Source organism: Bacillus sp. TE8-1 (assembly GCF_008368855.1).
Lineage (GTDB): Bacteria > Bacillota > Bacilli > Bacillales > Bacillaceae_G > Bacillus_A > Bacillus_A cereus.
Genome location: NZ_QPET01000014.1, coordinates 434,577 through 447,197 on the forward strand (window position 1 = coordinate 434,577; position 12,621 = coordinate 447,197).

Genomic DNA, 12,621 nt, shown 5'->3' on the forward strand with positions numbered 1-12,621 from the left:
TTTGGAACAAGAGAAAAAATATTGAACCGAACGCATTAATTGTGATTCGGTTTTTTGATGTGTATTTTTATGAGAAAATAGAAGGAAGGAGCTCGTGAAATGGATAGGAAAGAACAAAAGTCAATTATTGAAGGCCTTTTATTTGTTTCTGGTGATGAAGGGATTTATCCAGAACAAATAGCGAAAGTTCTTGAAATTGAAATGAATGAAGCAATTAATATTTTAGAAGAAATGCAACAAGAATGTGAAGGTGCAAACCGTGGTTTGCAAATTGTACAGTATGCAAAAGTATATCGTTTTGCTACAAAGAAAGAACATGCTTCATATTATCAAAAATTAATAGATACACCAACAGCTGCTTCACTCTCACAAGCTGCCCTCGAAACGTTAGCGATTGTTGCATATCGCCAACCAATCACAAGGACTGAAATGGAAGAGATTAGAGGAGTTAAAACTGATAAGGCGTTACAAACGTTGGTTTCACATTTACTTATAAAAGAAATGGGAAGAGCAGAAGGACCAGGACGTCCTATTTTATACGGAACAACAAAAGAATTTTTAGACACATTTGGATTGAAAACATTAGATGATTTACCACCGCTTTCTGAAGAGAATGAACAAATGAATGAAGCAGATTTATTCTTCGGTTCCTTACAAGAGATATCGAAATAAAAGCTTAGCATTTTGCTAAGCTTTTTTTGTATATCAATTATTTACAGTGCCATACTAAATGAAAAAAGGAGACGAGTTATGAGAGGTATGCGGATTATTTTATTATTAGTTTCTGTTTTATTATGTTTTTCTTTAAATAGCGCATCAGCTAAAAGGTATATGATGTCCATTCATACTACGTCTCCTTTACATATGCATCGGCAACATCTTAGTAAAATGAAAGTGAGCTTTTTAAAAGTGGGGCAAGGTGACGCAACACTTATTATAATGCCAAATGGACAAACAATGTTAATTGATGGAGGACCTTATGAAGCAGGAGAGGTTATTATTCAGAAATTAATTGAGAAAGGGATTAATCATTTAGATGTAATTGTCAGTACGCATCCCGATATGGATCATATAGGGGGGTTAATTCCAATTGTAGAGCAAATGCCGGTATCGCTTATATTAGATAGCGGAAAAACATATAGTTCTCTTACTTATCATACGTATCGGAATAATATTAAAAAAAGAGGGATACCTTTCGTTTCAGTAAAGGAAGGACAATATATACCGCTGGATCCACATGTTTCTATACAAGTATTAAACAACGGGAAATCAAAAGATGAAAATAATGAATCCTCAATTGTTTTAAAGGTGCGATATGGAAAAGCGGATTTTTTATTAATGGGTGACGCGGATGTACGGACAGAACATGAAATATTAAAACAATTTGATGTCCATGCAGATGTGTTAAAAGTGGGGCATCACGGCTCATATACTTCAACAAGTGAAACGTTTATAAAAAAAGTGGAACCGCAGTTTGCTATTTTGTCGTACGGGAGTAGTAATCCGTATGGACATCCTCACCAAAGTGTAGTGAAACGCTTAAAAAGGCACGGTATAATGGTATATAGAACGAATAAACGTACAGTAGAAATGGAAACAGATGGTGAACATATTATGTTAGAGTCTAGCGGGTTAATGCCATTATTGAAGTGATTTCTAGATTAGGGGGCGATACTGTCCCTTTTTGGAAAAATGAATAATATATATTATAATTATAAGAGACGTAAGAAATTTCCTTTTCTGTTGAATAAAAAGGAAATTTCATTAGAATGTATAGACAACTACTCGTGCGTATATTAAGATGGAACTAGGCGAATAAGGTAATAATAACAAGTAGGTAATTCATGGGAAAGGATCGATGAAAATGAAAACGCAAATTGTCATCAATGCCAAAATTTACACAGGTCAAGAAATAGTGGAAAACGGATTTATTCGTTACGCAGAAACCATTAAAGAAATTGGTTTGATGGCTCAATATGTACCACAAGAAAATGAAACTGTTTTTGATGCTACAGGGAAGATTGTAATTCCAGGTATGATCGATGTTCATATTCATGGTGGATACGATATTGATGCGATGGATGCAAATAGCGATGGGTTAGTAACTCTAGGTAAAGAAATGTTAAAAGAAGGGGTTACAACTTACTTCCCAACAACAATGACACAAGCTCCAGAGGCAATTGAAGCAGCGTTAACTGCTGCAAAAGAAGCAAAAGAAAAAGGAGCGCATTTCGAATATATTCACTTAGAAGGACCTTATGTTTCAAAGAAACGTGCAGGTGCACAACCACTTGAACATATCGTTCCTGCAAATATTGAGCAATTTAAACAATGGCAAGAAGCAAGTGGGAATTTAATTAAATTAGTAACATATGCACCAGAAGAAGAGGGAGCATTAGAGTTTGAACAATATCTTGCTGAAACTGGTGTAGTTGGCACAATGGGGCATACAGATGCAATTGATGCGCAACTAAAAAATAGAAAAATTACACATGCAACACATTTATACAATCAAATGCGTGGATTACATCACCGTGAACCAGGAGTTGTTGGTCATGTGTTATTAAATCCAGATGTAATGGTTGAAGTAATTACAGATGGTATTCATATTCACCCTGATATGGTGAAATTAGCATATAAGTTAAAAGGACCAAAAAAAGTAAGTGTTATTACTGACGCAATGCGTGCAAAAGGTCTTGAAGATGGATTATATGAGCTTGGCGGACAGCCAGTACATGTAAAAGATGGTAGTGCTCGATTAGAAGATGGAACGTTAGCTGGTAGTATTTTAAAAATGGATCAAGCTTTCCGAAATGTAATTGAATTTACAGGTTGTTCAATCGAAGATGCAGTACTGATGACATCAGTTAACCAAGCAGAAGAGTTTGGATTAAATAATAAAGGTGCATTAGCGGTAGGAAAAGATGCAGACTTTGTTGTGATGAATGAAGATTTACATGTATATGATACGGTTCGTTTAGGAATTCATATGAAGGAAGGGAAGTAATTAAATGAATATTCTTGTTGTAAAAACTCCAGAAGAACTAGCAGAAGCAGGTTATAAATTAATTAAAGAAGTTGTAAAAACAAAAGAAAATCCAACATTAGGAATGGCTACAGGAAGCTCTCCATTAGGTATTTATGCAGAAATGCGAAAAAATAAACTTGATACAAGCCGTGTAACCACTGTAAACTTAGATGAGTACGTAAATTTACCACATGAAGATAAAAACAGCTATCACTATTTCATGCAAGAACAGTTGTTTGATCATCTTCCATTTAAACAAACTTATGTACCAAACGGGATGGCAAGTGATTTAGAGGAAGAGTGCAAACGTTACGAGAGCATTCTAGCTGCTAACCCAGTTGACCTACAGATTCTTGGAATCGGTGAAAACGGTCACATCGGATTTAATGAGCCAGGAACACCGTTTAATTCTCCAACAAACATTGTTGAATTAACAGAATCTACACGACAAGCAAACCTTCGCTTCTTCGAAAAAGAAGAAGATGTGCCAACTCATGCGATTACAATGGGAATTGGAAGCATTATGAAAGCGAAACAAGTTCTACTTGTTGCGATGGGTTCTAAAAAGGCAGAAGCTGTTAAAGAATTATTGCAAGGTGAATATAGTGAAGAGTGTCCGGCTACAGTTTTACAACGTCATCCGAATGTAACCGTAATCGCTGATCAAGAAGCTCTATCTTTATGCAGTGAGGCGATTGCTGATGAACATCGACAAGTATTCACCATTTCCGATCTATTATCAGATTCAAGAGTGGGTGAAACAGCTAATTGAGGACGGCGAATGGAAGCCGGGAGATAAAATCCCATCTGAGAATGAACTTTGTGATAAGTTCGAAGTGAGTCGAATGACAATCAGACAGGCGATTAATAATTTAGTGGAACAAGGCTATTTATATCGGAAGCGTGGAATTGGAACATTTGTCCAACTTCCGAAAGTGGAACAAAAATTGCAAGGAATGACGGGATTCACAGAAGACATGATTTCTCGTGGGATGAACCCAAGTAGTCAATTACTTAGTTTCCGCCTAGTTCCAGCTACTGCTAAAATAGCAGACCGGTTGAGAATACAGGAGGGGGAATCGGTTTATGAAGTGAGGCGTATTCGCTTAGCTGATGATGAACCGATTGCTTTTGAGACGACATATTTGTCGCCAGCTCTTGTAAAAGATATTAACGAAGAGATATTGCAACAATCTTTATATGAACATTTAGAGAAAAAACTGGGCTTTAAACTTGTTAGCGCTACTCAGTCAATTGAAGCTTCCGTTGCGACGGAAAATGAAGCTGAACATCTGCATATTCCTAAAAAGGCGCCTGTACTTGTAATGCGTCAATGGTCATATTCAGAAGGCGAGGTACCGCTAGAGTACGTGAAATGTATTTATCGTGGAGATCGTTATAAATTTATTACGAATATCGCACGTAACAAATAGTATATTTCAGTTTGTGAAGTACAGTGGAATTGAAAATGGTTAACATGTAAAGAAATAAAAATACGACTCATCCTTATAAGGAATGAGTCGTATTTTTATTATGAGCAATTACGTGGTTAACAGCATCTTTGACGTGATTTACTACATAGTGAGCGTGATTTTTTACTGCATCATCTGCTTGTGACATAGCAAAACTGTGAGGAGTTAAAGAAAACATAGGAATGTCATTATAAGAATCCCCTATACAAGCAATTTCCTCAGGTTTTATTTGAAACTCATTTAATAAAACAGAAATGGCAGAGCCTTTACTAACATTCGGTGGCATTACATCTAAACATTGTTCTGCTGAGATGAAAGTACTAACTTTCCCGTGGAATTTTTCATCAATTTTTTTCTGAAGGAGTTGTAAGCTCTCCTTTGTTCCGCCGACAGAAATTTTATTTGGGAAAATTGTATTATCAATCTTCTGTAGTAAGTTTGGTTCTTCAACAGAAGTCATAGTTACTTGTTGTTCAAGTTCTTGAATAAAAGGTGTTTTCTCTTCAATGTAATAATTATGCTCATCACTTACATAACGGAAATAAGGATCTTCATTCGTCATAGCTAACAAATCGGGGAGTATGCTGGAATCAAAAGTTGCAGATAATAGTTGTTTATTTTCATGTGTATATACAAAAACACCATTTACACTAATACGATGAAAATTTGTATTTACAGCTTTCATTAAGTCTGCAATTTCATTATCAAGTCTTCCGGAAGCGAAGCAAAGAATAACATTTTGTTCGGCAAGGCTGCGCAGTGCCGCAACATCTTGTTCATCAATAAGACCTCCGTGTTGCATCATTGTACCATCGATATCACTTACAAACATTTTAATCATGCTGTTATCTCCTTTCTATGTACAGTTGCTCTTACATTATACGCATCATATATAAACATGTCTAAAAAATGAATTTTTATTAAATGGCAGATGTTTTACATTGACGACAAAGAAGAATATTCTGTAACATAAAAGTAGGCTATTTAAGTACGAGGGTGGTGTTATATGAGTAATTATCTAGAAATTAAAAAAGTTTTAAATAATAATGTCATCATTGCTAGCCATCCGGAACACGAGGAAGTAGTAGTGATTGGTAAAGGAATTGGATTTGGGAAAAAAGCGAAAGATGTATTGGAGCAAGAACAAATCGAAAAAATGTTTGTCTTAAAAAATGAACGTGATCGTGAACAATACAAATTATTAGTGCCGCATATTAGTGAAAAATTAATTGAATTGATGAACGATATTATGCTGTACATTCAAGGAAAAGCGAAATCGCCACTAAATGAACATATTCATATTGCGTTAACAGATCATATTTCATTTGCGATTAAAAGGTTAAAACAAGGACTTACAATTGATAACCCTTTTTTAGTTGAAACAAAAATGCTCTATCCAGAGGAATATGAAATTGCGGAAGGTGTTGTAGAACTTTTAAATTCTCGTTTGCAAATTACATTGCCTGAAGGAGAAATTGGTTTTATTGCACTTCACATTTACAGTTCGCTTACAAATTCTGATTTATCTTCAGTTAATCAAAACTCCCGTCTCATTGCACAACTTGTATCTTTAATTGAGACAAACTTACAAATTACATTAGATCAAGAGAGCATTCATTATTTACGTCTTATTCGTCATCTTCAATATGCTATTGAGAGGGTGAAAAAAGGAGAAAAAGTAGAGGAATCGCAAAGTTTTGCTGATTTATTAAAGGCGGAGTATCCAGTTTGCTATAACTTGGCTTGGAAGCTAGTTAAGGTCATGCAAAAAGAGCTGCAACTACCTGTATATGAAGCTGAAAGTATTTATTTAACGATGCACTTGCAACGCTTAGTAAAGGCAGAGCATGTGTAAAAAGTCATATATTTTTGTCTAAAATGAAAACGTTAAAAAAAATGATTGAATCGCTTACAATAGTTATGTATAATAACTATTGCAAAGTTATACAAATTTCGACAAACACATTAAGGTAAGTAACGAAAACGTTTGCCTTAATTATAGTGAACTTATACGTAAACCTATTTTTGACACGTGTTACTGATTCGATCAGGCATGAGTGGAGAAAAGTAAGGAATGTAAGCTAGAGAAAGGGATATACTACCCTTTGTATAGCTATCGTTCTATCTTTTTTTCCTCATGTCTTTTTGGCGTTTGTCGGAAGGTATCAATATAGATAAGAGAGGAAGGGTTTCCATGTTTAAGAATATCTTTGGTGTTCTTCAAAAAGTCGGAAAAGCGTTAATGCTTCCAGTAGCGATTTTACCGGCGGCAGGTATTTTACTTGGATTTGGTAATGCATTTCAAAATCCACAGTTAACAAATGTTATTCCTGCTTTAAAAGCAGATTGGTTCGTAATGGTAGCAAAAATTATGGAACAATCTGGTGATATTATTTTCGCTAACCTTGCATTATTATTCGCAGTTGGGGTAGCAATTGGTTTAGCTGGTGGAGACGGAGTAGCTGGTTTAGCAGCATTCGTCGGCTACTTAATTATGAACAAAACGATGAGTGTGTTCTTAGAAGTAGATAAGCTAGTGAAAGTAACAAGTTCTGGAGCAGACCCAGTAAAAATTGGATTTGCAGATCCAGCGTATGCAAACGTATTAGGTATTCCAACGCTACAAACAGGGGTATTTGGTGGTATTATCGTCGGTATAGTAGCGGCATATTGCTATAATAAATACTTCAACATTGAATTACCATCATACTTAGGTTTCTTTGCAGGTAAGCGTTTCGTACCGATCGCAACTGCAACATTCTCTTTAATAGTAGGTATTATCATGTGCTTCGTTTGGCCATACATTCAAGGTGGCTTAAACACGTTCTCACATCAAATGATTGATGCAAATAGAACAATCGCAGCATTTATATTCGGTTTAATTGAACGTTCATTAATTCCATTTGGATTACATCACATTTTCTATTCACCGTTCTGGTTCGAATTCGGTCAGTATACAAATGCAGCTGGCGAATTAATCCGTGGTGACCAAAAAATCTTTATGGCACAGTTAAAAGACGGTGTAGAATTAACAGCAGGTACATTTACAACTGGTAAGTATCCGTTCATGATGTTCGGTCTTCCAGCAGCAGCTTTAGCAATGTACCATGAAGCACGTCCAGAAAATAAAAAATTAGCAGCAGGTATTTTAGGTTCTGCAGCATTAACATCTTTCTTAACAGGTATTACAGAGCCACTTGAATTTTCATTCTTATTCGTAGCACCAGTATTATTCGGAATTCACGCTGTATTTGCTGGTCTATCATTTATGACAATGCAAATTTTAGGTGTTAAAATTGGTATGACATTCTCTGGTGGTTTAATTGACTTCCTATTATTCGGTGTACTACCAGGCCGTACAGCATGGTGGTGGGTAATTATTGTTGGTCTTGTACTAGCAGTTATTTACTACTTCGGATTCCGCTTTGCAATTCGTAAATGGAATCTAAAAACACCTGGCCGTGAAGTGGCAAATGCAAATGACGGCGCAGGAAAAGCAGAAGCAGGCGAACTTCCTCGTGAAGTATTAGTAGCACTTGGTGGTAAAGAAAACATTGCTTCTTTAGATGCTTGTATTACTCGTTTACGTGTTCAAGTTAACGAACAAAAGAATGTAAACAAAGACCGCTTAAAAGAACTTGGAGCAGCTGGTGTACTTGAAGTTGGAAATAACATTCAAGCTATTTTCGGACCGAAATCTGACACATTAAAATCACAAATTCATGATATTATGTCAGGTCGTACACCTCATGTTGAAAAAGAAGAACCTGTAAAAGTGGAAGAAACTCCTCAAAAAGTTGATGAAAATGAAACAATTGTATCACCAATCGAAGGGAAAATCTTACCAATTACAGAAGTGCCTGACCAAGTATTCTCAGGAAAAATGATGGGAGACGGATTTGCAATTGAGCCAACTGAAGGAACAGTAGTTTCTCCAGTGAACGGTGAGATTGTCAATGTATTCCCTACAAAACATGCGATTGGTATTCAATCTGAAGGCGGAAAAGAAATTTTAATCCACTTCGGTATTGATACTGTAAAATTAAATGGTGAAGGTTTTGAAGCGCTTGTAGCACAAGGCGACAAGGTGAAACAAGGCCAACCATTATTAAAAGTAGATCTTGCATTTGTAAAAGAAAATGCACCATCTATCATTACACCAATTGTCTTTACAAACTTACAACAAGGGCAACAAGTCGAATTGAAAAAAGATGGAAATGTTAAGAAGGGCGAAACCGCTATTATTGACATTCAGTAGGAATTTGACGCAAAATGTTTATAATTATAATAGGCGATGTGGTTGACCGAACATCGCCTATTATATACAATAGATGATGTAGTACTCACGTCTATACAACTAAAAAATACTGTAATTTAAAGGAGATAAATTATCATGGAAAAAATCTTTAAAGTAACTAGCGACTCAGGAATTCATGCTCGTCCAGCAACTCTACTTGTAAACACTGCAAGCAAATTCGGTTCTGACATTAACTTAGAGTATAACGGAAAAAACGTTAACTTAAAATCAATCATGGGCGTTATGTCTTTAGGCATTCAACAAAACGCAGAAATTAAAATCACTGCAAATGGTGATGATGCAGCTCAAGCACTAGCAGCTATCGAAGAAACTATGAAAAACGAAGGATTAGGAGAATAATGACTCTTAACATTCAAGGGATCGCTGCATCAAGTGGGATTGCTATTGCAAAGGCTTTCAGACTTGAAAATCCTGAATTTAACATCGAAAAGAAATCAATTACAAACGAAGCTGCAGAAATTGCACGCTTAGACGCTGCGCTTGAGAAAGCAAAAACTGAATTAGAAGCTATTAAGGACCACGCATTTGCTGAGCTAGGTGCTGACAAAGCTGCGATCTTTGAAGCACATTTATTAGTGTTAAATGATCCAGAACTAGTAAACCCAGTAAAAGATAAAGTAAATAGCGAAAAAGTAAATGCTGAATTTGCAATGGATGAAGTTGCATCAATGTTTATTTCTATGTTTGAAAACATGGATAACGAATATATGAAAGAACGTGCTGCGGACATTCGTGACGTAACAAAACGCGTTCTTGCACATTTACTAGGAATTAACTTCTCAAATCCTGGTACAATTTCTGAAGAGGTAATCATCATTGCTGAAGATTTAACACCATCTGATACAGCTCAATTAAACCGTAAGTATGCAAAAGGTTTCACTACTGATATCGGTGGACGTACATCTCACTCTGCAATTATGGCTCGTTCTATGGAAATTCCAGCTGTTGTTGGTACGAAAGTTGTTATGGAGAAAATCCAAAACGGCGATATCGTTATCATTGACGGTTTAGATGGAGAAGTAATTGTAAACCCATCAGAAGAAACTCTTCGTTCGTTTGAAGAAAAGAAAGCGAAATTTGAAGAGCAAAAAGCTGAATGGGCTAAATTAAAAGACCAAGCTACTGTAACAAGTGACGGACATCACGTTGAGCTTGTTGCAAATATCGGAACACCAAATGATGTACAAGGTATTATCGATAATGGCGGAGAAGGCGTTGGCTTATACCGTACAGAATTCTTATACATGGGCCGTGACAATCTTCCAACAGAAGAAGAGCAGTTCGAAGCGTATAAAGCAGTTCTTGAAGGTGTAAAAGAAGGTCAACCAGTCGTTGTTCGTACACTTGACATCGGTGGAGATAAAGAGCTTCCATACTTACATTTACCAAAAGAAATGAACCCATTCTTAGGATACCGTGCAATTCGCTTATGTCTTGATGAGCAAGATGTGTTCCGTACACAACTTCGTGCATTACTTCGTGCTAGCGTATACGGTAACTTAAAAATTATGTTCCCAATGATTGCAACTCTTGATGAGTTCCGTCAAGCGAAAGCGATTTTATTAGAAGAGAAAGCGAAACTTGTAGAAGCGGGTACAACTGTTTCTGATTCTATTGAAGTTGGTATGATGGTTGAAATCCCAGCTTCAGCAGTATTAGCAGATCAATTCGCGAAAGAAGTTGACTTCTTCTCTATCGGAACAAATGATTTAATCCAATACACAATGGCTGCAGACCGTATGAACGAACAAGTATCATACTTATACCAACCATATAACCCATCTATTTTACGTCTTGTAAAAATGGTTATCGATGCTGCTCATAAAGAAGGCAAATGGGCTGGTATGTGTGGTGAGATGGCGGGCGATTCACTTGCTATCCCATTATTATTAGGATTAGGTTTAGATGAGTTCAGTATGAGTGCAACATCTATTCTTCCTGCAAGAACACAGCTAAGCAAGTTGTCAAAAGCAGAAATGGAAACATTAGCAGAAAAAGCATTAATGATGTCAACTGCTGAAGAAGTTGTTGAACTAGTTAAAAGCATATAATTAATAAAAAAACCTGAGTCGATTTGAAATCGGTCTCAGGTTTTTTCTATGAGAAAAGTAAATCTTATTTGCTTACTATCGAGGATAAGAGACAGAATTAGATAGCGATTGCAACGATATCAGTTGGGCATACACGTAAAATACCAGTAAAAGTATTTCGATTTTGATTGTTCTTATCGTCTTTATTGTTATCTTTGTTGTCTTTGTCATTACGAGCTAAAGCAGAGAAAAGAGCAACACCGTTAGCGAAACCTTCAAAAATAACATTGTTGAATGTGCCGTTACCTCTAATGCTTAAAAGAGAAAGTTCTGTTCCAACTGAAATGTTAGCAAGTACGTTACATACAGCTGGTTGTTGTGGTCTAACCTCTCTCTCTCTCTCTTTCTCGCGATGGTCGCGCTCTCTTTCATGATGATGACATTCTCTAAAGTTATCACAGCATCCAAATGATCCAAACATAATCCTCATCACCCCCTTCACACTTATAATCTATGTAAGTTCAGTAGTTAGTGACTGGACAGAGAGTGGAATTTTTTCTAGGGGATTTTCTCATTTTAAATGACTAGCTGGGTGTTTAGTATGGAATGATGTTTAAAATAAGGAGAATATAACAAAAAAATGTAAAAACCACCGAAATAAATGAAATGGGTAGCCTTTACACTTTTTTACTTTTATATAAAACGATGATATATACAGGAAGAGCTAGGAGTAGTGGTACAATGGATCGTGCAGTATGTTTTTCTGATTCTAATTGGAATGCTTCTTCTTTTGGAAATTGTAAAATGGAGATGTTTGCGGCATCACCAATAAAATATAGAAGCAGTACAGTTACTATGTAACATAAAAGTGCGATAAAGCTTCCGTATGAACTCAATGAAAATCCCTCTCTTGTTATCTATTTGTTATCATTGTATCACAATTGTAACAAAAACACACGGGTATATTTCAAGACCTTAACAAAATTCGACACGAAACGTCACGTTTATTTATGAGAAGGGAATAGAATATACTTTTCCATAAGTATAAATGTCGAATGATTTGTAGTAATATTACAAAAGTATGACAGGGAATAAAAAAAACGAAGGCAATGTAGTTGCCTTCGTTTTTTATTATTTTGCCCACTCGCTCACTTGCTCTACGCTCATGCGAGGTGCAGGGTGGCCTTTTAAAGTTGATTCACCAATTGTAATAAGCATAATTGGAACGTAACGAGATGAAACGTTAAATTCGTCTGTCAGTGCTTGTGGATTGAAGCCACCAATAGCACAAGTATCCCAACCAGTTGCTTTAGCTGCAAGCATAAGTTGCATTGCTGCTAAAGATGCATTTGAAAAGGCAGCATCTCTTGGGAATTGTTCACGAGCATATGCAGATTCAATATTTTTAGCTAAGCGTTCTTTTGCTTCTTCTTTCATAAATCCTTGTTCTACAATTGGACCATATACTGGCTCAACATTTTTATAAGCTTCTAAATCACCTAAAATAGCGACTACTGCAGAAGCATCAAGAATTTGTTGTTGGTTATAAGCTATTGGATGTAATCGTTTTTGTACATCTTCACCTTGAAAAACAAGGAATTTCCAGTGTTGTAAGTTCCAAGCGGAAGGTGCTTGTGCTGCTGCTTTTAAAATCTCATGTAATTCTGTAGATGAGATTTCTTTATTTGGGTTGAATGCACGTGTAGATGTGCGTTCATATAGAACGTTAAAAAAGTTGTCGTTTGTCATAATATATCCTCCAAATTGTATATA

The 12,621-nt window shown here is 36.0% G+C and carries 13 protein-coding genes; 9 read left to right on the forward strand and 4 right to left on the reverse strand.

Going from position 1 to position 12,621, the window contains the following annotated elements; all coding sequences use genetic code 11:
- Window positions 1-99: 99 nt before the first annotated feature.
- The 5 genes from scpB (at window position 100) to phnF (ending at window position 4,461) form a co-directional block, all read left to right on the forward strand.
- The gene (gene scpB, locus DN404_RS14160; protein ID WP_000375168.1) at window positions 100-672 is read left to right on the forward strand and encodes a segregation/condensation protein ScpB; all 573 of its coding nucleotides are present in this window, start codon (window positions 100-102) and stop codon (window positions 670-672) included.
- 78 nt (window positions 673-750) lie between these two features.
- Window positions 751-1,653 (forward strand): ComEC/Rec2 family competence protein, encoded by a 903-nt coding sequence (locus DN404_RS14165; RefSeq protein ID WP_001214829.1) that lies wholly within the window; start codon window positions 751-753, stop codon window positions 1,651-1,653.
- A gap of 211 nt (window positions 1,654-1,864) precedes the next feature.
- The gene (nagA, locus tag DN404_RS14170) at window positions 1,865-3,007 is read left to right on the forward strand and encodes an N-acetylglucosamine-6-phosphate deacetylase (protein ID WP_001987227.1); all 1,143 of its coding nucleotides are present in this window, start codon (window positions 1,865-1,867) and stop codon (window positions 3,005-3,007) included.
- A gap of 4 nt (window positions 3,008-3,011) precedes the next feature.
- A complete protein-coding gene (nagB, locus tag DN404_RS14175; RefSeq protein WP_149215140.1) occupies window positions 3,012-3,800 on the forward strand; it encodes a glucosamine-6-phosphate deaminase in 789 nt (262 codons plus the stop codon).
- Window positions 3,730-4,461 (forward strand): phosphonate metabolism transcriptional regulator PhnF, encoded by a 732-nt coding sequence (gene phnF, locus DN404_RS14180; protein ID WP_021727649.1) that lies wholly within the window; start codon window positions 3,730-3,732, stop codon window positions 4,459-4,461. Before nagB ends, phnF begins: the two co-directional genes overlap by 71 nt.
- Before the next feature lie 73 nt (window positions 4,462-4,534).
- Here the strand turns inward: phnF and DN404_RS14185 are convergent, their stop codons facing one another.
- A complete protein-coding gene (locus DN404_RS14185; RefSeq protein ID WP_149215141.1) occupies window positions 4,535-5,341 on the reverse strand; it encodes an HAD family hydrolase in 807 nt (268 codons plus the stop codon).
- 165 nt (window positions 5,342-5,506) lie between these two features.
- On the opposite strand from DN404_RS14185, the gene glcT reads away from it, so the two are divergent.
- The 4 genes from glcT to ptsP all read left to right on the forward strand — a co-directional run bounded on the left by glcT (window position 5,507) and on the right by ptsP (window position 10,869).
- The gene (glcT, locus tag DN404_RS14190) at window positions 5,507-6,355 is read left to right on the forward strand and encodes a glucose PTS transporter transcription antiterminator GlcT (RefSeq protein WP_000073858.1); all 849 of its coding nucleotides are present in this window, start codon (window positions 5,507-5,509) and stop codon (window positions 6,353-6,355) included.
- 339 nt (window positions 6,356-6,694) lie between these two features.
- A complete protein-coding gene (ptsG, locus tag DN404_RS14195) occupies window positions 6,695-8,758 on the forward strand; it encodes a PTS glucose transporter subunit IIABC (RefSeq protein WP_000475799.1) in 2,064 nt (687 codons plus the stop codon).
- 135 nt (window positions 8,759-8,893) lie between these two features.
- The gene (gene ptsH, locus DN404_RS14200) at window positions 8,894-9,157 is read left to right on the forward strand and encodes a phosphocarrier protein HPr (RefSeq protein ID WP_000411080.1); all 264 of its coding nucleotides are present in this window, start codon (window positions 8,894-8,896) and stop codon (window positions 9,155-9,157) included.
- The gene (gene ptsP, locus DN404_RS14205) at window positions 9,157-10,869 is read left to right on the forward strand and encodes a phosphoenolpyruvate--protein phosphotransferase (RefSeq protein ID WP_000174207.1); all 1,713 of its coding nucleotides are present in this window, start codon (window positions 9,157-9,159) and stop codon (window positions 10,867-10,869) included. Before ptsH ends, ptsP begins: the two co-directional genes overlap by 1 nt.
- A gap of 97 nt (window positions 10,870-10,966) precedes the next feature.
- Here ptsP and DN404_RS14210 read toward each other — a convergent pair whose 3' ends face one another.
- The 3 genes from DN404_RS14210 to DN404_RS14220 all read right to left on the reverse strand — a co-directional run bounded on the left by DN404_RS14210 (window position 10,967) and on the right by DN404_RS14220 (window position 12,597).
- Window positions 10,967-11,329 (reverse strand): DUF3915 domain-containing protein, encoded by a 363-nt coding sequence (locus DN404_RS14210; protein WP_000468040.1) that lies wholly within the window; start codon window positions 11,327-11,329, stop codon window positions 10,967-10,969.
- A 196-nt stretch (window positions 11,330-11,525) separates the two neighbouring features.
- Window positions 11,526-11,744 carry a hypothetical protein gene (locus DN404_RS14215; protein ID WP_000100485.1) on the reverse strand — a complete coding sequence of 73 codons (219 nt, stop codon included), beginning with the start codon at window positions 11,742-11,744 and terminating at the stop codon, window positions 11,526-11,528.
- Between the two features lie 235 nt (window positions 11,745-11,979).
- Window positions 11,980-12,597, reverse strand: coding sequence for a nitroreductase family protein (locus DN404_RS14220; protein ID WP_000180387.1), 618 nt, complete (start codon window positions 12,595-12,597; stop codon window positions 11,980-11,982).
- Between the last annotated feature and the right edge of the window lie 24 nt (window positions 12,598-12,621).